The 23,489-nt window shown below is 46.1% G+C and carries 23 protein-coding genes and 1 pseudogene; 3 read left to right on the plus strand and 21 right to left on the minus strand.

Features of this window, described 5'->3' with window-relative positions; genetic code table 11:
- Nucleotides 1-62 precede the first annotated feature (62 nt).
- The 21 genes from J6I44_RS10530 to J6I44_RS10630 form a co-directional block, all read right to left on the minus strand.
- Nucleotides 63-713, minus strand: coding sequence for an SCO family protein (locus J6I44_RS10530; RefSeq protein WP_265766064.1), 651 nt, complete (start codon nt 711-713; stop codon nt 63-65).
- 10 nt (nt 714-723) lie between these two features.
- Nucleotides 724-1,515: a formylglycine-generating enzyme family protein gene (locus J6I44_RS10535; RefSeq protein WP_265766066.1), complete on the minus strand. Its 792-nt coding sequence runs from the start codon at nt 1,513-1,515 to the stop codon at nt 724-726.
- 32 nt (nt 1,516-1,547) lie between these two features.
- On the minus strand, nt 1,548-3,002 hold the full coding sequence (nirK, locus tag J6I44_RS10540) for a copper-containing nitrite reductase (RefSeq protein WP_265766068.1): 1,455 nt from the start codon (nt 3,000-3,002) through the stop codon (nt 1,548-1,550).
- Between the two features lie 135 nt (nt 3,003-3,137).
- A complete protein-coding gene (locus J6I44_RS10545) occupies nt 3,138-3,545 on the minus strand; it encodes a cbb3-type cytochrome c oxidase subunit I (RefSeq protein ID WP_265766069.1) in 408 nt (135 codons plus the stop codon).
- Between the two features lie 44 nt (nt 3,546-3,589).
- A complete protein-coding gene (locus tag J6I44_RS10550; RefSeq protein ID WP_265766070.1) occupies nt 3,590-4,042 on the minus strand; it encodes an NnrS family protein in 453 nt (150 codons plus the stop codon).
- The gene (locus J6I44_RS10555) at nt 4,030-4,251 is read right to left on the minus strand and encodes a DUF3565 domain-containing protein (protein WP_265766071.1); all 222 of its coding nucleotides are present in this window, start codon (nt 4,249-4,251) and stop codon (nt 4,030-4,032) included. The genes J6I44_RS10550 and J6I44_RS10555 overlap by 13 nt, the downstream gene beginning before the upstream one ends.
- A 4-nt stretch (nt 4,252-4,255) precedes the next feature.
- Nucleotides 4,256-4,714 carry a hypothetical protein gene (locus J6I44_RS10560; protein ID WP_265766072.1) on the minus strand — a complete coding sequence of 153 codons (459 nt, stop codon included), beginning with the start codon at nt 4,712-4,714 and terminating at the stop codon, nt 4,256-4,258.
- Between the two features lie 14 nt (nt 4,715-4,728).
- Nucleotides 4,729-4,893 carry an acetyltransferase gene (locus J6I44_RS10565; RefSeq protein WP_265766074.1) on the minus strand — a complete coding sequence of 55 codons (165 nt, stop codon included), beginning with the start codon at nt 4,891-4,893 and terminating at the stop codon, nt 4,729-4,731.
- Nucleotides 4,886-5,308 (minus strand): group III truncated hemoglobin, encoded by a 423-nt coding sequence (locus J6I44_RS10570; protein ID WP_265766075.1) that lies wholly within the window; start codon nt 5,306-5,308, stop codon nt 4,886-4,888. The genes J6I44_RS10565 and J6I44_RS10570 overlap by 8 nt, the downstream gene beginning before the upstream one ends.
- Nucleotides 5,309-5,317: 9 nt before the next feature.
- Entirely contained in the window at nt 5,318-6,517 is a 1,200-nt protein-coding gene (locus J6I44_RS10575) for a hypothetical protein (protein WP_265766076.1), read from the minus strand.
- A 64-nt stretch (nt 6,518-6,581) separates the two neighbouring features.
- A complete protein-coding gene (locus tag J6I44_RS10580; RefSeq protein ID WP_265766077.1) occupies nt 6,582-8,387 on the minus strand; it encodes a hypothetical protein in 1,806 nt (601 codons plus the stop codon).
- A gap of 85 nt (nt 8,388-8,472) precedes the next feature.
- A complete protein-coding gene (gene ric / locus J6I44_RS10585) occupies nt 8,473-9,207 on the minus strand; it encodes an iron-sulfur cluster repair di-iron protein (RefSeq protein WP_265766078.1) in 735 nt (244 codons plus the stop codon).
- Between the two features lie 2 nt (nt 9,208-9,209).
- Nucleotides 9,210-10,589: an oxygen-independent coproporphyrinogen III oxidase gene (hemN, locus tag J6I44_RS10590; protein ID WP_265766079.1), complete on the minus strand. Its 1,380-nt coding sequence runs from the start codon at nt 10,587-10,589 to the stop codon at nt 9,210-9,212.
- The gene (locus J6I44_RS10595) at nt 10,589-11,281 is read right to left on the minus strand and encodes a hypothetical protein (RefSeq protein ID WP_265766080.1); all 693 of its coding nucleotides are present in this window, start codon (nt 11,279-11,281) and stop codon (nt 10,589-10,591) included. The genes hemN and J6I44_RS10595 overlap by 1 nt, the downstream gene beginning before the upstream one ends.
- Nucleotides 11,282-11,376: 95 nt before the next feature.
- The gene (locus tag J6I44_RS10600; protein ID WP_265766082.1) at nt 11,377-12,087 is read right to left on the minus strand and encodes an ABC transporter ATP-binding protein; all 711 of its coding nucleotides are present in this window, start codon (nt 12,085-12,087) and stop codon (nt 11,377-11,379) included.
- Nucleotides 12,084-13,328 carry a nitrous oxide reductase family maturation protein NosD gene (locus J6I44_RS10605; protein ID WP_265766083.1) on the minus strand — a complete coding sequence of 415 codons (1,245 nt, stop codon included), beginning with the start codon at nt 13,326-13,328 and terminating at the stop codon, nt 12,084-12,086. The genes J6I44_RS10600 and J6I44_RS10605 overlap by 4 nt, the downstream gene beginning before the upstream one ends.
- A 33-nt stretch (nt 13,329-13,361) precedes the next feature.
- A complete protein-coding gene (locus tag J6I44_RS10610; RefSeq protein ID WP_265766084.1) occupies nt 13,362-13,745 on the minus strand; it encodes a nitrous oxide reductase accessory protein NosL in 384 nt (127 codons plus the stop codon).
- Between the two features lie 49 nt (nt 13,746-13,794).
- The gene (locus J6I44_RS10615; RefSeq protein WP_265766085.1) at nt 13,795-14,415 is read right to left on the minus strand and encodes a hypothetical protein; all 621 of its coding nucleotides are present in this window, start codon (nt 14,413-14,415) and stop codon (nt 13,795-13,797) included.
- Between the two features lie 87 nt (nt 14,416-14,502).
- Complete coding sequence (gene nosZ, locus J6I44_RS10620; protein ID WP_265766086.1) at nt 14,503-16,467, minus strand: Sec-dependent nitrous-oxide reductase; 1,965 nt, start codon at nt 16,465-16,467, stop codon at nt 14,503-14,505.
- 35 nt (nt 16,468-16,502) lie between these two features.
- The gene (locus tag J6I44_RS10625) at nt 16,503-16,997 is read right to left on the minus strand and encodes a c-type cytochrome (protein WP_265766087.1); all 495 of its coding nucleotides are present in this window, start codon (nt 16,995-16,997) and stop codon (nt 16,503-16,505) included.
- A gap of 227 nt (nt 16,998-17,224) precedes the next feature.
- Nucleotides 17,225-17,677: an RrF2 family transcriptional regulator gene (locus J6I44_RS10630; protein WP_265766088.1), complete on the minus strand. Its 453-nt coding sequence runs from the start codon at nt 17,675-17,677 to the stop codon at nt 17,225-17,227.
- A gap of 283 nt (nt 17,678-17,960) precedes the next feature.
- Between J6I44_RS10630 and J6I44_RS20865 the strand changes: the two are divergent.
- The 3 genes and pseudogenes from J6I44_RS20865 to J6I44_RS10640 all read left to right on the plus strand — a co-directional run.
- A pseudogene (locus J6I44_RS20865) lies at nt 17,961-18,110 on the plus strand (GNAT family N-acetyltransferase); the annotation flags it as partial.
- 228 nt (nt 18,111-18,338) lie between these two features.
- Nucleotides 18,339-21,029 (plus strand): valine--tRNA ligase, encoded by a 2,691-nt coding sequence (locus J6I44_RS10635; protein ID WP_265766089.1) that lies wholly within the window; start codon nt 18,339-18,341, stop codon nt 21,027-21,029.
- A 179-nt stretch (nt 21,030-21,208) separates the two neighbouring features.
- Nucleotides 21,209-23,479: an ATP-dependent helicase gene (locus tag J6I44_RS10640; RefSeq protein WP_265766090.1), complete on the plus strand. Its 2,271-nt coding sequence runs from the start codon at nt 21,209-21,211 to the stop codon at nt 23,477-23,479.
- The last annotated feature ends 10 nt before the right edge of the window (nt 23,480-23,489 follow it).

The following is a 23,489-nucleotide window of genomic DNA, read 5'->3' on the forward strand; positions in this document are numbered from 1 at the left end:
TTCAAAATTTTAAATAATGATTACATATGGGTGGAGTAATTTTTGCTAATCACATATCTATTTTAAGAAGTAAGTACCTTAATATTTTTTACAATAGGAGTAGGATCATCATCCAACTTCTTTCTCTGATGGGCTACTTCTCCTTCCTTGTTTAATACGGTGATTATATTCGAATGTGTGAAATCGGTCTCGCTGATTTTCTTGTACTTTACCCCCAACAGGGCTGCTAACTCCAGGATATCTCCCTGCCCGCCATTCAGCAGGGTCCAGTTTGTATCAGAAAGTTCGTTTTCGGAGGCAAAATTTCTCAGCCGTTCCGGTATATCTCGTTCCGGGTCTATACTAACAATTACAAAATTAGTGGCCTTGAGCTCTTCTTCGGAAAGGCGGTCCCGGATTCGTTTCATATCAGCCAGAATACGCGGACAGGCAAACTCACAATGGGTATAAACCATGGCAACGACCTGCACTTTTCCGCGAAGGCTGCCGAGCTTAACCTTTTGGCCATATCGATTTAGCCAGATACTGCTGACGTTATAGATCGATTCGTCGGTCGGCTCTTCTGAAGCCATCTTCATTTGAGCATGCGCGGTATGGTCTCCCGCAGCCATTTGCTTTTTGGATTGCTGTTCTCTTTCACCGTCATTACCTGAACACGCTCCAAACATAATTGCCATTGCCAAAATTGCTATAACAAGTGGTCTAATGTTCATAATAGATACTCTACTGATTATCTTTGGCACATCTGAATCCTAAATTTCCAACGGAATAGTCTGCTTCAAGACTACCTCGAAAAGCAAAGCGCAGAAAGGCCGCATAGTTTTCCTTGTCGGTTTCGGATGCAGCAGAACTTCCCGCTGCGCAGTAAAACTGTTTAAGCTCTCCCTGGTCGCCACGCGACTCCCCGCTGATAAAAACGGTGTTAAAATCCTGCACCCACTCCCATATCAATCCATGCATATCATATACACCATGGACGTTGGGTTTCCCCTGCCCTACCCGGGGTAGCGTTTCAGGATTAGGTCGGCTGTACCAGTCCAATACTTTTTGTACAAACTCCTTATCACGGCTGGCCAGCGGTTTGTCATGGCTGGCTGATGCGACATATTCCCACTCATACAGCGTAGGAAGGCGCTTTCCTCTCCATTGAGCATAGGCCCGTGCGGCGAACCAGGAAACATTGGTAACAGGACTATTTTTGATCTTTTCAGCATCAGAGCCAAGATCCAGGTCTCCGGCCCAGTGTTTAAGGTAACCATCTTCGGCAAATACCGATTTGACGTTTGATCGTCGCCACTCCGGATTGGCCTTAACAAATTCCAGGAACTCAGCATTGGTCACTGCAAACTTATCGAGATAGAAGGGATCCACTGTTATACTGTCTTCTGTAGAGCTATAGAAGGGCATAAAAGTCCCCCCTTCAATACGGGCCATTCCATCGGGCTGAGCTAGGGCCGCCACGGAAAGACCGGCAAAAAACAGATTAAGGATAATGACACGAATCCAAGTGTTCATCGGGTATTTATCAGTATTATTCGGTTGATCAATTATGAAGTGGAAGCTTCTTGTTGGCGAACCCGTTCTACCTGCTCCGGGGTCACCTCTCCACCTTCGTTGCCAAAGTTATTGAGAATAAATGTAATGACATTCGCTACCTCTTCATTCGTCAGGTTCTGCCGGGGCATTACTCCATTGTATGTTTCCCCGTTCACAGTAATCTCACCCTGCAGGCCGTGCACAACCGCACTTATTGCCCTGTCAGGATCTTCATTGAGGTAATCGGATTCCGCTACCGGGGGAAAGGCTCCCTCGATACCACTCCCGTCAGCCATATGGCAAGCCTGGCATACCGACATGTACGTTTCCCGGCCAAACTCAATACGTTCTTCCGTGGTACTGGCTGTTGGTATTGCTCTTTTCTCCTGCGGAAGTTCCTGGATAGCTCCCCCTTCGGGTTGGTACACCCGATCAAGTTGCTGTCCCGTATAAATATTTTCGTCCTCCTCTCCGGAAACCGCCAGTGTAGCAAGCGCTCCCTTGTTAAAAGCCCGAAATATGGCATGGTCAACCAAAATGTAATTGCCGGGTACTTCGGTGATAAACTCCACCATAGCAGCCCCGCCGGCCGGTACGGATGTGGTCTGAACATTTTCCTGCACGCGGCTGCCACCCTCGTAATGGACCTTGTCAAATATTTCGCCGATTACATGAAAGGAGGAAGTCAGGTTTGGGCCGCCATTTCCCACAAATAACCGAACATTGTCGCCCTTTTGGGCCGTAATTGCATTCTTATTCATCATAGATCCAACCGCCCCGTTAAATACCACATAATCCGCATCTTCTTCGATGGCCTTATCCATATCAAAAGGCTGTAGCCCTCGTTCACCATAGCCACCTTCAGTATAAAACTCGCTTTGCATCACGTAGTATTCTTTATCTACCTCCGGCAGTCCCTCCCAGGGTTCCACCAAAATCAGTCCATACATTCCATTGGCGATATGCATCCCTACCGGGGCTGTGGCGCAATGGTACACATACAAACCCGGGTTTAATGCCCGGAACGAAAATACGGTCTCACGTCCCGGCGCTGTAAAAGTAGACTCAGCACCCCCGCCCGGTCCGTTAACCGCATGCAGGTCAATATTATGAGGCAGTTTGTTATCGGGGTGATTCTTTAAATGAAATTCGACCATATCCCCTTCCCGCACACGTATAAATTTACCCGGTACGGAGCCGCCGAAAGTCCACATGGTATATTCCACTCCGTCTGCGAGTCTCATCTCCTTTTCAACTACTTCCAGGTCCACAATGAGCTTTGTGGCGTCTTCTCTTTCGATGGGTGGTGGTACTTCAGGCGGAAGCGTAAGTTTGGCCTGCTGCTCACCAACAATCTCTGCATTCTCCGGCTGAAAATTATCTTGTTTGGGTAAGCATCCCACTACGGCGAGCGTACAAACTATTACAATGATTATATTTTTAACCAATATCTCTATTAAATTCATATCAATCCCTCTTTTTTATTATTACCACTGTACTGTACCGCCATTGTTAAAGCTCATAAAAAGTGTATCCAAAAACAATTATTACTGATGCCTGATCTAATTTAGATTAGCCTAAAAATTTGTACCTGGGCCTCCTCACCTCCGATAGCTTACCACTCGATTCCAATGCAGTATAACGAATAAACCAACAGCTCCAACCTCTGACAACCGTCCCCAAAACACGGCTTCTTCCGGTAAAAACTGTAAATAAGAAATAACATTTAGCAGTATTCCGGTATTAAACAGCACTACCATGGATTTTGCCAGCATGCTATTACCGCGACCTCCTGTTTTCAGATAACGCGGCAAAATCCAATAAGCGGTGCCCATAGTAAATTGAATGATCCATCCAAAAATGGCTATCTCAATATGGACAGGGAGCAGCTGCCAGACCTGCGGATATACCGGGTAGGCTTTACTGATAAGCATTGCGGCCCCAATGGCAAATCCTGTTAATAAGTATAACAGCGAACAGCGAATCATCCATCGGCTGGGTGCAGGCATCTTATTCGTGGTTTTTTTATTAACAATGTAGGATATGTTTGAGTCTAATTACCTTCACGCTTACGTTTCTTTTGCAGGTTTTTACGGCGCTGCTCTTTGGATTGTACCCGTGGCCAGAGCTCAATAGTATAGGCAACCGCAGCCGCAGCTTGCAAGATTCCTGACAGAAAGATCAGTATATCCCACACAACCAAACCTGATGAACTGACAACCGGTTCAGCTATTACACGAAAAATCAGGCCGATATTAAGCATGAGATACGTCAGCCATGCCCATTTTTGAGCCTTAACCCCCTCTTCCCGGGTCCTGCCGGGGAACATCCACAAGGAGACGCCAAAAATAATCTGGGTTATCCAGCCGACCATCAACAGATGCCAGAATAGTGGCATCATACCCGGAAAACTGATGGAATTAATCTCATAAGCTATAGCCAGGAGCAAGGCTGTCAACAAATAGATCAGTCCTGTTTTAATAAATATGCGAGCTATTCTTGGCATGGCACCTCATAATCTTTGGGTTCACCGCGGTCGCATTTTTTGCAGTCTAATTTTTTCCCAAGATGACTTTTCCTGCCTTCTGAAGTAATACCCCAGGGACGGAGCATCCAGGGCGGATTATGCCGGACATGTTGATGATGGCCGCACGCCAGCTCGGCTACCCAGTCATCTTCTTCGTCTTTGTGATAACCGGTTATCGGTTCCTTCATATTGCTAATTTCCGTCCTTTAATCGAGCCGATGAGATCGTTTCTCTATAATTGGAATGACAATTCACGCATCCCTGCTGGACAATACGGTAATGATGCAAAACTTCCTGCATATTTTCCTGCAGCGCAGCCAGTCGCATAGAATCCGCATGGTGATGTACGATCATGTCATATTCCACAAACTGTTCCATTTCTGCCCCCAGGGTCGTTTTTACTAACTTTTTATCTTTTTCGGTCATAGTAGGATGATCGGATATATTACCTGCCCCTTCTTCAATCAGTTCAAAATCCTCGGTATAAATACCGATGTCAACCTGGTGCATATCCGTTAGTAATTGCTGCATCATTGGGACCAATGGCATAGTTTCTGGCTGTGGTGACTCTTCCCGGGGATGTAAGACCCACCCCATAATGACAGAAACGAAACCAACAAGTAGGGTTGCAAAGAATAGGTTATGTTTCATCTGATGCTGGTTATTTATTGCTGTATTAATTGTTCAATATCCAGCTTTCTGATAGCACTTATTGCCGCTTCCATGGCGCCTTCGGCACATAAGCCGCTCATTGAGGCATCCATAAAACCTTCTTTGGCGGCCTCAATGCACGCCTGGCGAATTTTGCGGGCAAGACGTTTGTCAGCCACTGGTATTGTTTCTTTTGTATTCATGATTATTCTGGTCTTTTGATCGTTTATACTTTCCCTCCATCTCCATGCGAACAGAAAAGGAAGATGCAATCTTGCCGGCCATCTCTTTGGCGTATTCTGCTTTTTCTCCCCCAAAATGCTGGTCTGTGGTAGCTTTGAATAAGGCATACCAGCGCCCGAAATCTTCTTCTTTGATCGGCAGGGGCAGATGCTGGCGAAAGGGGCGTCCTTTATAGCGCTGGGTCTGAAACAACAAATTCGACCAAAAGTCCACCATTTTAGGCAGGTGGTCATCCCAATCCACCTGGGCGAAGTCATTAAAAATATAGCCCAGCCGTTCATCCTGCTCAACTTTACGGTAAAAACTATGGACCAATTTTTTTATATCTTCATCATTTTGGATGTCGCGCATAATAGTTAACTATCGTATGTTGTTTTGAGATTGTATCATCTTAAACCAGTAAGCCCCGATTGCAAGGACCGGCAGCAACGCCGCTACGGCCAGTAAGTAGAAAATCCACGGGCCGGACCACATAGCCGGCCAGAGGGACGTAAGGGACAACAGGCTTACGAGTACTATAACAACGGACAGCACAATTCCGTTGAAGAACCGAACCGGGATATTTGTTGACATATGCCACCAGGCCAGAATCGACAAGGAAAAGGCCCCCAGCAATAACAAATGCAAATACAATAGCCTCAGACTATGCTCTGATATCCAAAAATGGGCGGGAAGAACGGAAGCCGCAAACTGTGCCAGTGCCTTAATTCCGAGCAAGATCAAAATGAGTTTCCAGTACCAGGCTGTTTGGGCAACTGTTCCCCGATAAAGCAGGTAAAAATTCAACCCCAGCCCTGCAGCCGCCAGTAGGCCGCCGGCGCGGGCAGCAAACAGCAGCTGGTTAGACATTAATCCTTCAGAAATCCCATACGGGAATGTTAACGGCGCACCCAACAGGATGAGTCCGGTCAGTAGTGTCGGGGCCACGGGTAACTTGTCTGTATTAATCTCCATGCTCTCGTACAGCAATCCCAGCAGTATCAGGACCACCCAACCTTCGGTAAAAGTTGCCAGGAAAAAATGCGTCAACGCTTTGCCGAACAGTGGGTTTGCAACGCCCGAAAACTGTACCACTGCTACTCCCCAGGCGCCGAGTGAACAGATAAACAACATTAGCAGCGCCCCGTCGTAAAACCGGATGGGTAAATCATCGGAAATATATTTTCGTTCTTTCCAGTAACCTGCCATAAAGCCGTACCAGCAGAGCATCACCAGTCCCGAAAAAATAACAGAAAGCGGCAGATCCATCCCGGCCACCGGTACCGGCCGGTATCCATAGAGGAGAAAAAAGGGATAGGAGGCAACCCCCATAAAAATAGAAGCCATAGCCATGCGGGTCATCAAAATATTAGGCTCATTGGCTTTTAGTTCGGCATCCACTTTTTGGATAATAAAATACATGGGGAATGGGACAGCCCAACCAAAAAACATAAGGTGAGAATGAGCGTGACGAATATTTTCCAGGCTGAGATTCGAGGGCATCCAGCCAACTATCCCAAGCCGATAAAGAAATCCCGTCGTTGCGGCAATAACAAAACACCCCAGTGATGCTTTCCACAAAAAGGAAAAAGCGATTCTGTATTTTTTGCTTGTCCGCCTTGTATTCATTCCACGATGGATCCAGTTAAACAGGAATTGACAATCGATCAAAAATGGCGGATAACCGTTGGCGTTGCGGGGCAACCACCTCTGGGATCGATTGCAGATTTTCATTTTTATACGGGGTTTTGCGAGCAATTTGAAGGCAGTAGTCCATGCCCCGCTCCAGGTTCGTTTTGAATTTCTTCAATTTTTTCCGATTTACTTTGCCATTTTGATGCTGCTCGACCAGTTTCTCAACATAATCGACATACAGAACAATTTCATTAGCGAACATATGCGGACGCTCTGCCGGCACCAAAGAAACCCGGCGCCCATAGATATGATCCACCATTTCCAAAAGTGAATATTCCCCGTCAAACCAGGCGATATTGGGTCCGGGACAGATAGCCTGCGGAGCCCGGTATTCTTGTATTATTCCTAAATTTATCAGGGCCCCGTTCCCCAAATGATTACACAGACACGCTTTATCCAGCACCTCCTTCCGCTTGTCTTCTTTCTCTTCTTCGGCCATTTCACTATGGGCAATCTGGTCAAGCTTAAGCAATTGATACTGGGTCGAGGCCGTACAAATGGGCTGCTCTGTAAATTCGGTATTAGACTTAAGAAAACCCTTGGGACAGGGAGATCCGGGTTTGCCCTTGTCGATCCGCTTTTGATGCCATCGCATAGACCCGGTATTCAGCAGATTATTAAAGGGGACTCCCAAAGGAGACACACCACTGATATACAGTTCTTCTTCTCCCGCATTTTCCAATAACTCCCGTGTGGACTTATCGACGGTAGTAGCTTCAGGAACCAGCAGAAAGGGACTTCCCCACCCGGTGGAATCCATTTCAAAATCTTTGATCAGACGCTCAGCTTCCCCGCTTGTCCCTATCCCGCCCTGAACAGTCAGGCGGGGCTCCGAAATCTCCCACTCATCAGAAAAACCACCGGCATTTTCCTCATAATACTTCTTAATGAGAGGCTGTACCACTTTAGTAAGCTGGTCTTTCTTTTCCCGAAACTCACGGAGCAAAGTCGGCATAAGATGCCCTTCGGAGGGGAAGGCATGCCCCCCGCAATTCAATCCCGACTCAATACGATATTCAAAAACTTCCAATCCCTTTTTCGCCAGATACTTCCCCTGAATGAGGGCCGACCGGAAATCACTGACTTTCAGAATTATTTTCTTTTTTATTTCGCCCTCAGCGTCTCGGTAAAAGTCTTTAAATTTGGTAATATAATTGTACAATCGGGGGTTAAATCCTGCCGACAGCACCAGTCCGGATGCGAGTTTACTTTTGGCAAAACCCCGCAAGGCAGCACTGGCATCACTGAACTCGGCACTCATAGGTGTACCTGTTTTATCGTAAGTCGTACGATCAATCTTCGCCATAATATTTACATCGATAGAACCCGGTTGCATCAGTCGCGATAGTTTACACGACAGACGGTCACGCAAACTCCCCTCTTTCGTTTTCATCAGCTTATTATACAGCTCTTTCAGTTTAGATCTGTCAGGAAGCATATTAAAATATTTAGCCTTGTCATTATTTTCAAAAAACGGCTGATTTCTGATTGTATTAAATCTCTTCTCAACGATCTTTTGAACCAAATCCAGATATGCCGTTATCCGCCGGGCGCGGCCGTCTTCGGCGTTGCGGGCAATATTATTATATGGAAGTCCCAACTCCTGGCAATAGTATTTCCGGATGCGTTCAATCAACAGATCATCAACAATAGAAATGACCGAGTCGATACCATAGGGTCCGACACGGATGGGAGAATCGATAGAGTGACCGGTGCCCATGACGGGAATAGAAAAAGTATGAAGAGCTTTTGGCATAAGATAGTTAATGAGGTATTATCTTTACGGGAGAAGAAAAGGCCGAGCATCGCTTAATCTTTGTTGATCTCGGCCCTTGTTACATTTAGTTCAGCTGTTCTTCCAACCTGAGTGCTTTAGGAAACAGTATGTTGTTTTCAAGATGAACATGCTTGAACAGGTCATCCTGGAATCCTTTCAAGTTTTGAAAGTACACCCGGAATGTAGTACAAGCATCCTCAGGAGGAGTAAATCCGCTACTCAACCTTTCCAGTTCTGCCATTAGCTTGCCGGCTTCATCATGTTCTTCTTCCATCATTTTGATTGCCCGGGCGGCTAGTCCGCTCTGCAGTTCTTCAACAGGCTTCTTCTCATCATTCGTTATAGCCTCTCGCAGCTTTTTAATGTATGGAAAAAGGGTCTGCTCTTCTTTATCCAGGTGAGAAAGCATCTCTTCTTTAAGCTCCTGGAATACATTCAGCATCTTATTCAGTGCCGGATAGCTCTTGCCATGGACTTTTGCCACTTTACGGGCATAATCTTTGACCTCTGGAAGCTTCCGACGTACAAAATGATGATGGTTGTTGATGATATAATCAATCAAAAATTCAGGAGACCATTCATTATAGTTGTCTTGGTCTTCACTTTTTGTTTTAGTAATATTGTCGAGTTCAGACAGAAGTACATCCATGTCTACATCCTTTCGTTTGCAGGCCTCAGCAATGGATCTGCCACCTCCACAGCAGAAATCCATACCAAACTTTTTGAATATACCGGCGGTTCGATAATCTTCGGCAACTATTTCGCCTATCGTTTTTTCTGGAGCTGTTAACTGTGCCATAATTAAACTGTTTTTGAAAAGTTATGTGTTGGTTTATTGTCGGATAAATACTTATCAAAGCACATTGCGATATTTCGCAGAAATAACCGTCCCTGCTCTGTAATTTCAATCGAGTGTGACTTTAATCGTACAAGTTCGTCTTGTTGTAATAACTCTAATTTCTGGAGAGATGCGTTGAAATAACCGTCAAAATCAATATTCCATTTCTGTTCTACATCGATCTTGGATACCTTTCTTTTGCACATCAATTGCATAATCATCTCTTTTCGGAGCTGATCATCCTGATCCAATTCTAATATTTTCATAACCGGTAGTTTTGCCTGATCCAACGATGCATAGTATGCACCCAGATCTTTGGTATTTTGCCAGTAGTATTCTCCCACATTTGATATTCCCGACATACCGAAAGCAAACAAATCGGCCCCGGAATGAGTGCTATACCCCTGGAAATTTCGCTGCAAGGTGCCTTTATCCATCGCTTTTGTAAGCTCCCCGCCTTCTCGTGAAAAATGATCCATACCAATAAAGCGGTACCCATTGGAGCTAAAATGCGTGATGCTGAGCTGCAGCAGGGCCAACTTCTCATCGGTGGAAGGCATTTCTTCCGTGTTCAGTAATTTTTGGGCGGGCATTAACTGTAGCACATGGGCATAGCTGTAAACCGCCAGGCGATCGGGACTAAGCTGCAGCACATCGTCCATCGTTTGGCGAAAGGTGTCTAGCGTCTGCCGGGGCAGGCCATATATTAAATCAAAGTTAATGGAATTGATGCCCTCCTCCCGCAACCATTGGGTAACCTGCCGGGTCTGTTTAAAAGGCTGAATCCGGTGAATTGCTTCCTGGACTTTTGGATTGGTATCCTGTACGCCGAGGGAACCGCGGTTGCATCCAATTTTTCTGAGTGCCTGAATCTGTTCCCTTGTACAACGACGTGGATCTATCTCCACTCCGAATTCGGTTTGGGAAGTCAAGTTAAAACGCTGCCGGATGGAGGCCCCCAAGCGAATAAGCTGATCTGCTTTCAAAAAAGTAGGCGTCCCGCCCCCAAAATGTATCTGAATAACGTTCGGGTCCGGATGCACCATTTCTGCAACCTGGTCCATCTCTTTTTCCAGGTAATCCAGGTAGAGGTCACCGCGATCCTGGTTCTTTGTGATAATTTTTGTGCAGCCACAGTACCAGCAGAGAGAGAAGCAAAAGGGAATGTGGAAATAGAGCGAAATCTGCCGAGGCTTGTTATTGCGTTCATAAAGGTAGTTCTGAAGCTCCTCTACCTCCTGCTCATCTGCTTCCTGAAATTGTACCGCCGTCGGATACGAGGTATAGCGCGGGCCCTGTACGTTGTATTTTTTGATCAGGCTTATATCCATAGTTCCGTTCATTAGAAATCCTTTTTATTGAACAGATTCAGTCCTCTCCAGGCGGGTACCGCGATCCAGAGTACCAGGCAACTCAGTGCAATTACGAACCCGAGGTAACTACCAAAGAAGCGGTTAAATACAGCGCCTGTATACCCCATTAAGGCAGAGATGTCGAATTCCAGGAGCACCCCGATACGGGCCAGATCAATGGGATTCAAGACCGACAATCCGATCATTGCTTTCTCAAGCGGATACGCACTGAAGGTGCTTACTAACAACAGGACAAGCCCGTCGTACAAGACCGCCAGAAACAGCCAGCTTACAAGTGCAAAACCGAATCCTTTCACCCGTTCATCAAAATATTTCAACCCAAACAGGAACCCTACTCCTACAAAAATGAGAGACAGGGCTATGCCCAGGCCGAAAACTGTGGCCACTGTCCCAAATCCCGTCTGTATCCAAACCCCGGTGTAGAACAGGGGCAAGCCTGCTCCGACCACGAAAGCCAGCGACAAGGGAATGGTCAAACCGCCATACAGACCAGCAAAGAGGCTCTTGCGATCCAGCGGCTGGGCCAGCAGTAGTTCTACGAACTCGCGAGACTGGTACAGGTAAAGCACCCCGTAGATAAGGCTGACCAGCGGGACGAACAATAACATTATGTTCGACAGGCTCAGCAGTGCTTTGGGGCCACCCCCTCCGAATCGAATCAATGCATCCGTCAGCACCAGATATATCAGGGCGTAACCGATCAGCCACTTGTCCCGGAATAGGTCTTTCCACTGGTAGGAAACAATCGTTAAGGCTTTCATACTGATACCTCCTGTAAAATTTTTGCCACAGCACCTTCCAGGCGCTGTTCTTCGTTGCTTTTGATGAAATCACTCTGTCTGCCGTGATATCGGACCTGCCCTTCCACCAGTAATATGAGGTGGTCAGCAAGCTCCTCGATCTCACTCATGATATGCGTCGTTAACAGAATGGTCTTCCCGCGATCCTTCTCTCGCTTAATCCACTGCTTGAACTGGTAGCTTGACCTGGGATCCAGCCCGGCCGTGGGTTCGTCCAGAATTAAGATCCGAGGGTCAAACATCAGTGCCAACAGAGCTCCTGCTTTCTGTTTGGTTCCGCCTGAAAGGACACGAAGCGGCTTCTGCATCTCTTTTTCCAGCTCGAACAATGCGATAAGCTCTTCTTCAAATACCGGTTCCTCTTCCCGCATCTGGATAATAAAGTCGATAAGCTCTCGCACCTTCATATTTTCGGGATATTGCGCCATCTGGGGCATATACCCGATGTGGCGGCGGTATTCGTACGAGCCATTCAGGTGAACACCGTTGACCTCAATGCAACCTGCATCCGGCTTTACCAGCCCGAGCAAATGTTTAATCAGTGTGGTCTTTCCCGATCCGTTGGGACCTACAATACCTGTGGCCTGTCCGGCGGGAATTTGTAGCGTCAGGTCATTTAAAACCTGCAGGCTGCCAAACTTTTTTCTCAATCCTTGTATAGTAATCATTGTATTCTCGCCATTTGTGGTTTTTTATCAATCAGCTCTTCGGGAGTCAGCACCGGCATAATGCGTTCTGCAGTATCGAGCATGCCAATGAGCAGGCTGCGCATAAGTATCAGCATTTCAGGCTGTTTTTCGATCAACACTGAAAAAAGCCGTACAGGATGATGCGGCACGTCCCCGACTCCATCTCGATCCAGATCATAGCCCATATACCGGCTCCAGTAGTTTCCGGTGAAAATGTTAAAGTTCTGACGGCTATTAGTGGATACTTCAAAACTGTTCTCGATGAAGTTGTTTTGAACAAACTGGTTATCCATCGAATTGGCCATCACCTTCAGTGCCCAGCCGTTATTGATAAAATCATTATGCTTAACTCTATTTCGGCTGGACGCTTCCATATACATTCCAACCGAATTATTTTCAAAAGTGTTGTTATATACTTTGCTTTCCCGTATCTCTTTCATCAGCAATCCATACGCTGCCGATCCCCAGTTGTGCTCAAATCGATTCCCGGTCATGGTAACATGGTCCGTATACATCACAGCAACCCCCGCACCATTATTCTTAAAGGTATTTCCAGTAAAAGTGCAGTGGTCTGAAAACATAAAGTGCTGACCGTATCGCAGGTTTTCTTCGCTCAGATTATCCGTGATGGCGATACCTTCCACAAATTCAAAGTAAATACCATCCCGGTGTCCTTTTATGGTGTTGTTGTGGATCGTGATATTCTTGCTATACCAGAGGTGGATGCCATTGCCGGACTGCGTTTCTCTTTCTCCCGAAGCGATCAGCGTATTGTTACGGATGGTCGAATCGGAGGCCTTCGAGAGATAAATGCCGAAGAAGTTATCCGTGAGGGTCAGGTTTTCAATCAGCACGCCTTTGGCTTCTTCAACTAAAATACCGGCATTGTCATCCATGAAGCTGATGCCTGCATTTTGCACTTCAAAATTACGGAGCGTCACATTATCGGCCCGTACGATCAATACAAACCCCTCTCCTTCAGCATCAACAACAGCATTTCTCTCGCCCTCAATAGTGACCGGTTTGTCGATGACAATATTACGCTCCAAATAACGTCCCTCTTGTAATCGTATGACATCATTTGAATCAGCCAGTGCCAATGCCTGCTCAAGCGTATTGACAGTACCATCAGGAGAAACCCTTATGGATTGTCCTTTTGCAGCCTGCACGGCCGTCATCATTAACACTAGAAAAAATATTTGTCTAAATCGTGTCCACATAACTTAAATTCTTTTTTTACCTGCTCTGCGGTTCTACTTTACAATCTGCTGCCAATCAGTGACTTCCCCTGGATACTCTTTAAGATGTTCCTCGGCGGCTTCAGGGGAATCAACGGCAAGCAGTGCTCCCCCCATTGGACTCTTGATAACCTGACTTTCTATAATCTTTGCATCTTCTAGATTCATCCATTCCCCTGGACTGCTGAAATCACTGACCCATAGTTTGGCTGAATGCATTTCTGATTTATGATCACTGGCATAGGCAGCCATACATTCTATGGCATCGAACTTTATGGTTTTCCCGGTTTCAGTGACCATCTGCGAAGCAAAGCGATCATCGGTAATCATCATCCGGCAGTGTGCACATTCATCGCTTCCGTAATAAATCTCAGCCGGCTTTTGGCTGCAACTACTCACCAAAATTATTAGAAGGACTACTGTTGATATGGATAGATATTTCCTCATATTATGCAACTGATTTTAACTTGTGATTCAATTTTGTCCCTGTAACTTTAGATTTCTCATTCCCATTATTCCACCACGTCCATGCCGCCAACCCCATCGATAACAGGGCGAAATAAAAGCCGATATGTGGCATGGAAGTCGTTCTCATATTCAGCAATTGTTTGGTACCGATCAGCGGGGGTTGATAACTCATCCCCGGTATTTTGATGGCAGCATTGGGGTTCAGATTATGACCGTAATCATACTCCCATAGGTAGAAATCAACCAAGCCTGTAATTGCCAGCAGTACGAATGCTCCCAGCCAAACCAGCACCCATTTTCTATTTCCAAAAACAGATATTACAATACCTGTTATTATTAACCCTGCAAACAGATACGGCATGATTGTCAACTCCTGAATGGAGTCCGGCTGGATTTCCTTCATTCCTATGTAATGATTCAGTCCGTTAATATTTTGCAAATCATGGGGGGACTTACCCTCAATGGTATCCACCCAAATATTAAGTCCGATGCCTTCCGGATATTGAGGGGCGTTCAAACTGATACTCCAGATAGGAAAAAGGTACACCCCTAATAAAATTATTGCTGCTGCTCCCATCCATATTCTGCTCTGTTTTTTCATAATCATCTCATGTTAAATCATACTTTTATTTAAAAGAAGAGGGGAACTTTCACCTTCCCCTCCACAGAAGAATTGAGGATCAAGTTATTAACCTGTACCGTAGGCTATCTCTACATCTGAATCTGCTGGTGAAACCCTGATATAGCCCTGCATTTCTTGGTGAAGAGCTGAGCAGAAGTCAGTACAGTAAAATGGTGTTACTCCTACGCGCTTGGGTTCCCAAACCATTGTCCGGGTTTCGCCCGGCATTAAGAGTAATTCGGAGGTATTAGCTCCCTTCACTGTGAACCCGTGGGGCACATCCCAGTCCTGCTCCAGGTTAGTTAGGTGGAAGTACACCTTGTCTCCAACTTTTATACCTTCGATGTTGTCCGGGGCGAAGTGGGTACGAATAGTAGTCATGTAGACATGTACCTCATTGCCGTCACGCACGACCTTCGTTTCTTCTTCACTTTTAACCGCATAGGGATTGTTGTTTTCTTCCAGTTTATAGAATTTAACCTGGTCTTTCATTACGATATCAGCGGCTATCCCCTGCGCGTAGTGCGGTTCTCCCTCGGTTGGGAAATCAAGCAGCAGCTTCATTTTATCACCGGAAATATCAATCAATTGGGCCGAGTGGAATAATTCTGGTCCCGTAGGCAAGTAACGATCTTTGGTAATCTTGTTGAGCGCAACAAGGTATTTACCCCATGGCTTCTGGCTGTCACCACCCGGAATCATAAGGTGACCGGGAGAATAGTACGTCTCGATACGGTCGAGCACTTCAAAGGTATCCAGACTCCATTTAACCACTTCAGAAGAAATAAATGCTGTTGTATAAGCATTGCCCTGGCCGTCGAATTCTGTGTGCAACGGACCAAGTCCGGGATTTTCCACTTCACCAGCCAAAATAGAATCGTATTTTAACACGGGAATACCGTCTATCTCTCCTTCGTACTCTTCATTCTCGATGGCCTGAGTCATCTTCTCGAACGAGTGGACCGGAATGACGGTTGAAAGCTTACCGCCGGCTATAATGAGTTCCCCGTCCGGAGAGACATCTACACCGTGAGGTGATTTAGGGGTCGGCAGGTAGTAAATCATGCCTTCCAGCTCGCGTGGATCAAGTACCCGCACTTCACTATTACGCTCGGTTTTGGCAATGTGATCTTCTTTGTCAATATAGTTGCGTACGTACTCACCGGGCATGATTTTACCCTTGCCCTGTGCGGCATACTCAGCAGCTTTCTTCCAGTTCACAGCAGCAATAAAGTCCTTATCATTTTTAGAAGCATTAACTTCCAACAAGGTGTTTGCCTCTTCACTGTTGTAGCTGGTAAAGAAGGACCAACCGTGGGAAGGCCCCTTACCGGCATGCGATAAATCGTAGTCGAAACCGGGTACGAGAATCTGGAAATCCAGTTTCATACTGCCATCATCCTGCATTTTAATGAATGAAAGCGTTCCCTTGAAGTTCTCTTCATAAGAATCAATTGCTACATCTTTATCACCGTCCTCTCCCATAGGCACACTAAATCGTGTTGCTGCAGAGATATATTCCGTATTCTGGGTTACAAAGGGTGAAGCGTGGTTCCCTCCGGAATTAGGTATTTCAAGTATCTCTGTCGTCTGGAAGCTCTTGAGATCAATTTTTGCTACACGGGGCGTATTATTCTCATTGATAAAAATGTAACGTCCGTCGGGAACGCCATTTGTCTGAGACAGCTCTGGGTGGTGAGCGTCACCCCAAGGCACGAAACCATAAGAGGTCTCCAGCATCGCTTTCGTCTCTTCATTATATCCGTAACCGTTGGTGGCCAATTGAGAAAAGACCGGGATGGTATAAATATGTCTCCCCGAAGGAATCCCATATACGCTCATTTGTCCACTGTATCCACCGGACATAAATCCGTAGAACTCGTCGTATTCACCGGGAGCCACATAGACCTTTTGAGCGGCCTCTTCATTAGATGCCAGGTTTTGTTGCGATGGACAGCCGTAAAGTATAAGGCTTAGAATAACCACCGCAGGCAAACCCCATAGTACTGATTTATAGATAGGTAGTTTCATAACGTATCTTGCTTTGATTAGTAGTTTATTGAGGATTATTTGGCAGTATCATTTTGCACGGAAGACAGGTACTCAACAATGGCCCGGGCTTCTTCACGCTCTAAGTTCTGATTCGGCATTGGCGATAAGAATTCCTGCAGCATCTTTTTGGCTTCAGGATGCTCTTTAACCATACCATCGGGATTCAATATCATATTCATTACATAAGTGGGGGTTCTGTCATCAAATACGTCTCCCAGTTTCGGTCCTATATACCGTTCCCCAATCTTGTGACAGGCGGAACATTTTATCTTAAAGAGTTCTTTTCCCTTTTTAACTTTTTTCATATCAATTTGGTCGACTGTTATAACCTCAGTTACCGGGCCGATACCGTGTTTCTGTTCAAAGGCAGTAAGCCCTTCTGTTCCACCTGAAGTCGAAGCCTTTTGAGCAGACTGAGTATTGCCTTGTTCAGCACCTCCGCCGCAGCCAGCCAGGATGAGCATCGTCACAAGAAGTAAGCCGACTATATTCTTTATTGTGTTTTCCATAACTATACCGGATCGTATTTAATATTTAAGAGTATTTTGTCTTATTTATATTTAGATTTGCAAACCGTATTCCATTTATCAAATTTTTTCTTCTTTTTTCTAAAAAAGGTACTTAGAGGCAGGAAACGGATAACTAAAACTAAAGTTCCTAAAAAGCACGGGGCTAGTATTGCAAGATTGCAATACTAGTTATTAAGCGTCTTGTAAATTTGCAATACCTGAATTTTCTAATCCCATTTGTATTTGCCATCAGGTGTGATACGCAGGTGTCCTTCTTTCCCCTCTTTGGCCATTTCAGCTAAACTGCGAGTTTCGAGCATACGTTTTATATCATCTCGCTTATGTAACCAAATTTCATGAAAGGGACACGGTTTTTCCATGCCACAACCCGGCAGCCCCAACACACATTCCTGGAAAAGCTCATCCCCATCGATAGCAAGCACAATATCCAGAAGGGTAATCTGTTTGCCGGGTTTAGATAAACGAACCCCGCCATTAGGACCTTTGAGCGATTCTAAAAGATCATTCGCTGTTAATTGTTGTAGAATTTTAGTCAGAAAATGAAAGGAGATATCAAGCTTGTCGCTTAATTTCCCGATGGAAATATATTCCCCATTTTGATTCGAGGCTAAATACAGGGAAGCCCGTAATCCGTATATACACGATTTTGAGAAGAGCATAGAACTTTGATTAAGTATTAAGACAACTTTATCTTAATTGTAGTTATTTACAACATAATTTCCAATTTCCCTGACTGGCTCATTTCATTCATCAGAAAACCGGTTGCATAATATTACACAGTACAACTTGACTTATCTTCCTTCCATGATTGGTTCATGATCTTCCACGACATAGCGATATTTGGAAACCATCAGCACCTGTTTGGTGTGTTGTATTCCTATGAGCAAGAAATGAGCCTCGTTTATTATTCCCTTATTGACTTAAAATTATGAGTGTTATTACAGCTTAAATCGTAAATATTGGCGAAATAGCTTTGCGACAGAAGCCATAAAAAGGCTACTCAACTGCGCCTTCAACGTTTTAAACCTAACTGAAATTCGGGCCTATATGAGTCCTGACAACCCCAACAGCTCAAAAGGTGCTGAAAAATAGGGACGCAATATGTGGGAATAAAAGTACAGCTAATATTTGGAAATAAGGGAAAGATGTATAAAATCGAGAATAGCTAATTATGTGAGCAGCCAACTGCTACTTCCCGCTTTCGCCGAAACGTAACCCTCCCTTTTAATCCAAAATCGCACTCTACATCTTGATTGCTTTTTCGTATCTTCCCCATCCAAAAGAAAATCAAATTTAAACACCTAAGAGCTTTAACTAATTTTGGATAAATCGACGGCCCTTCAGGACATTCCCAAACATTTTGATCCCGCCAGCATAGAAGATAAATGGTATGCTTTCTGGGAGGATAATGGCTTTTTTCATTCCGAACCAGACGACCGCGAGTCGTATACGGTGGTCATCCCTCCTCCCAACGTGACGGGCGTGCTCCATATGGGTCACATGCTCAATAATACCATCCAGGATGTGCTGGTGCGCCGGGCCCGTATGCTCGGCAAAAATGCCTGCTGGGTGCCCGGCACCGACCACGCTTCTATCGCCACAGAAGCCAAAGTCGTCCAGAAGTTGCGCAAAGAAGGCATTACCAAAGCGGATCTGACGCGCGAGGAATTTTTAGAACATGCTTGGGAATGGACCGATGAGCACGGCGGTATTATCCTGCAGCAGCTGCGCAAGCTGGGCGCCTCCTGCGACTGGGAGCGCACGCGCTTCACCCTCGAAGATGACCTGTATGATTCCGTCATCGACTGCTTTATTGAGCTTTATGAACGGGGCTATATCTACCGCGGCAAGCGGATGATCAACTGGGATCCCGAAGCCCAAACGGCCCTCTCGGATGAAGAGGTCATCCACCGCGAGGAGCAGTCGAAGCTCTACCATGTGCGCTATAAGATTAAAGGCAACGACCAGTTTGTGACCATCGCTACCACGCGACCGGAAACGATCTTGGCCGATACGGCCGTCTGTGTCCACCCGGACGATGAGCGGTACCAGGATTTGATCGGACAAACGGCCATCATTCCGATTGTGGAGCGTGAGGTGCCCATTATCGCGGATGAATATGTGGATAAAGAATATGGGACAGGCTGCCTGAAGATCACGCCGGCCCATGATGAGAATGACTATCAAATCGGCCAAAAGCATGATCTTGAAATCATTGACATGCTCAATGCGGACGGCACGCTTAGCCAAGCTGCCCAATTTTATGTAGGCAAAGATCGCTTTGAAGCCCGCGACCTCATCCTGAACGATCTGAAGGAGGCCGACCAGCTCGTGGATACCGAGGAGATGACGAATAAGATCGGCTACTCAGAGCGGACGGATGCCATCATCGAACCGCGTCTTTCCTTGCAGTGGTTCTGCAAGATGGATGAGCTTGCCAAGCCTGCCCAAGAGAATGTAATGAACGACAATGTGCAGTTTCATCCATCCAAATTTAAGAACGAGTACAACCACTGGATGGAAAACATCCGTGACTGGTGTATCTCACGCCAGCTATGGTGGGGACAACGCATTCCGGCCTGGTATTTTGGTGAAGGTAAAGACGAATATGTGATTGCCAAGACCGAAGACGAAGCACTAAAGAAAGCCCGGACCAAAGCGGATAATGCTTCCCTGGCTAAAGAGGACATCAAGCAGGAAGAAGATGTGCTGGATACCTGGTTCTCTTCCTGGCTCTGGCCGATCACGGTCTTCGACGGATTTAAAAATCCGGACAATGAAGAGATTAACTATTACTACCCTACCGATGATTTGGTCACCGCGCCCGAAATTATGTTCTTCTGGGTAGCCCGGATGATCATTGCAGGCTACGAATTTCGTGACGAAAAGCCGTTCAGCAATGTCTACTTTACGGGTATTGTTCGTGATGACCAGCGTCGCAAAATGTCGAAGTCGCTGGGCAACTCGCCCGACCCCATCAAGCTGATGGAAAAGTACGGTACGGATGGCGTTCGGGCCGGCATGCTGTTTTCCTCACCCGCTGGTAATGACCTGTTGTTTGAAGAGCAGCTCTGTGAACAGGGACGGAATTTCTCCAATAAAATCTGGAATGCCTTCCGCTTCCTCACCATGAATCGTAACGAGGAAACAACACTTACCGACAAACTGGAGATTGATGAAGATAACCTCGTCGACCGTTGGATGCTCTCTCGCCTGCACGAGACTATTGATGCTATCAATCAGGATATGGAAAACTTCCGTATCAACGATGCGCTGCACAAAATTTATTCCCTGATCTGGGACGATTTCTGTGACTGGTACATTGAACTCATCAAGGCAGATGAGCCCGGGGCCAACATTCCGGAAAAGCCTCTTTCCAGAGGATTTAACTTCTTTGAGGCACTGATGAAGCTGCTGCATCCGTTTATGCCGTTCATCACGGAAGAAATATGGCAGCATGTTCGTCCCCGAGAGACGGAGGAAGCTATGATTGTCGCCTCGTGGCCTGAATTTGACCAAGGATTGGTATCCAAAGACGACCAGAAGTTATTTACCAATATACAACGGATGATTTCCGCGATTCGTAACATCCGGGCAGAATTTAAGCTCAGTCCCAATGACGAAATCGAGCTGTTTATTAAGGCCAAAGATCCGGAAACGGCCGAAGCATTGCGCCAGAATGAATGGATCTTCCGCAAGCTGCAGTCTATCGACACTTTTGAAGTTGAAGCTGAGCTGACCAAGCCCGAAACTGCGGCCTCTGCCGTGGTTGATGGCACCGAAATCTTTGTTCCGCTGGAAGGATTTATTGACCTGGATAAGGAACGCGAACGCATCCAGAAAGAGATTGATCGACTGGAAGGCTTTCTCAAGTCAATTGAAGGAAAATTAAGCAACGATGGCTTCGTTAACAATGCGCCCGAGGAGGTTGTACAGCGCGAACGCGACAAAAAGGCCGATACGGAGACGAACCTCCGGAAATTAAGAACTATTTTAAAAGAATTGGATTAATGACATCCCCCGCCCCGAATTCTCGGGGCACCCCCTTCGAAGGGGATTCTTAAATCCCTCTTTAAGGAGGGTGGCTCTGCGATTAGCGGAGACGGGAAGTGTAAGAATTTGAATAGTCCGTGGATAGCGGGGATAACATCCGTGTCATCAGTGTTCTAAAGAATTTTTAAATCTATTTTATGCCACAAGAACCAAGTTTTATACACGATCTTAACGAACAGCAGCAACGAGCTGTACGACACACCGACGGTCCCCTGCTTATTGTTGCCGGGGCCGGCAGTGGCAAGACGCGTGTACTTACGTATCGCATTGCGTATCTCATCCAGCAACAAAAAGCAGATCCGAACGAGATCCTGGCGCTCACCTTTACCAATAAGGCTGCCAAGGAGATGCAAGAACGTATCCAACAGTTGATTGGTGATGAAGCCCGCCGCCTCTGGATGGGGACCTTCCACTCGGTATTCTCCAAAATTCTTCGTTTTGAAGCCGATAAAATTGGTTTCACGTCAAACTATTCGATCTATGACACCGAAGATTCCAAGAATGCCATAAAACAGCTGCTGAAGGAGAATAACTATGATCCCAAGGAAATTCGTCCTCGTACCATCCAGCGGCTGATCAGCGATGCCAAAAATGAGCTGATTCATCCGGATCATTATCAAGAAAAATTTGTGCACAGTACGCTCGATGATATTACCGCAAAGATTTATCGTCTGTATGTGGAGCGGCTAAAGCATAATAATGCCATGGACTTCGACGACCTGCTGGTCAAACCGATTGAGCTTTTTGGCGAGCATGATGATGTGCTCGAAAAGTATCAGGATCGATTTAAGTATATCCTGATTGATGAGTACCAGGATACCAACCATGCCCAGTATAAGGTCACTAACCTGCTGGCCAATAAGTATAAAAACTTGTGTGTTGTTGGAGACGATGCCCAGAGTATCTATTCCTTCCGCGGCGCTGACATCCGTAACATCCTGGATTTTAAAAATGACTACGAAGGAGCCGTTGAAATTCCATTGGAGCAAAACTATCGCTCCACCAAGGCCATCCTGAAAGCGGCTGATTCCATCATCAAAAGAAATGACAGCCAGCTCGATAAAACGCTCTGGACGGACAACGATATGGGCGATACCATCACGGTGCTCGATAACTATGACGAGCGCGATGAGGCCAACCGGGTCGCTAACTACATCAAAGAGTTAAAGGCCCGCAAGGGATACGGATACAATGATTTTGCGGTACTATACCGAACGAATTACCAAAGCCGGGTCTATGAGGAAACCTTCCGCCGCAAGGGCGTGCCCTATCAGCTGGTGGGCGGTCTCTCCTTTTATCAGCGCAAAGAGATTAAGGATATCCTGGCGTATTTAACGCTGCTTATTAACCCGGATGATGATACTAACCTGATTCGTATTATCAATGAACCTTCGCGGGGTATCGGTAACAAGTCGCTGAATGACCTGTTGGCACAGTCACGAGCCCAGAACAAGTCGCTCTGGAGAATCCTGGAGAATGTTGACCAAATCGATCTGTATAAACCGGCGGAAAACAGCGTTAAAAAGTTTGTGAGCATGATTGACGAACTAAAACGCGACCTCGATAATGGCAAACGCCTGATTGACGTCACCAAGAAACTGTTGGATAAATCCGGATATATGAAATCGCTGGTGGAAGAAAATTCTCCCAAAGCGATGAGCCGCCGGGAAAACATCCTGGAACTGCAGAATGCCATCTCCTATTTTGAGAAAAATAATAACAGCCCCTCGCTCAGCTCCTTTCTGCAGGAGATCAGCTTAATTACCGATACTGACAAGTATGATGAAGATAAACCCGCTGTTACCATGATGACCGTCCATGCGGCCAAGGGGCTCGAGTTTCCGGGAGTGTTTGTTGTCGGTTTGGAAGAAGAGCTCTTCCCCGTGGGGAGCCGTAATAACGAAGATGTTAATATCGAAGAAGAACGACGCCTCTTCTATGTGGCCATCACGCGGGCGGAAGAAGTACTATTTTTCAGTCACTGCCGAAGCCGCTACAAGTACGGCGAGGAACAACGCAAGAAACGATCTCGCTTCCTGGATGAGGTCAGCCCTGATGTGGTGCGAACAGAAACAGGGGCTTCCATTAAGCAGAGTAATAATAACTTCCAGGAGAATAAAAAAGACACTAAGACTACTAATAACAACACAACGGTAGAGTACGACTGGAAGCAGCCGCTTTATCAGAAGAAGAACCGTTCTTCGAATAATACCCAAATCCATTATGACAATCCTGATGAAGATCCTTTTCAGGTGGGGGCCAAAGTGGAACATAATATCTTCGGTCCGGGTAAAATTATTAGTCGAAGCGGCAAAGGTGAACGAACGAAGGTTGTCGTCTATTTTAATGAACGGAAACAACGGAAGACGTTAATGCTCAGGGTTGCTAAATTAAGCGTCATCGGTTAGATACATTTTT

Source organism: Fodinibius salsisoli (assembly GCF_026229185.1).
Taxonomy (GTDB): Bacteria; Bacteroidota; Rhodothermia; order Balneolales; family Balneolaceae; genus Fodinibius; species Fodinibius salsisoli.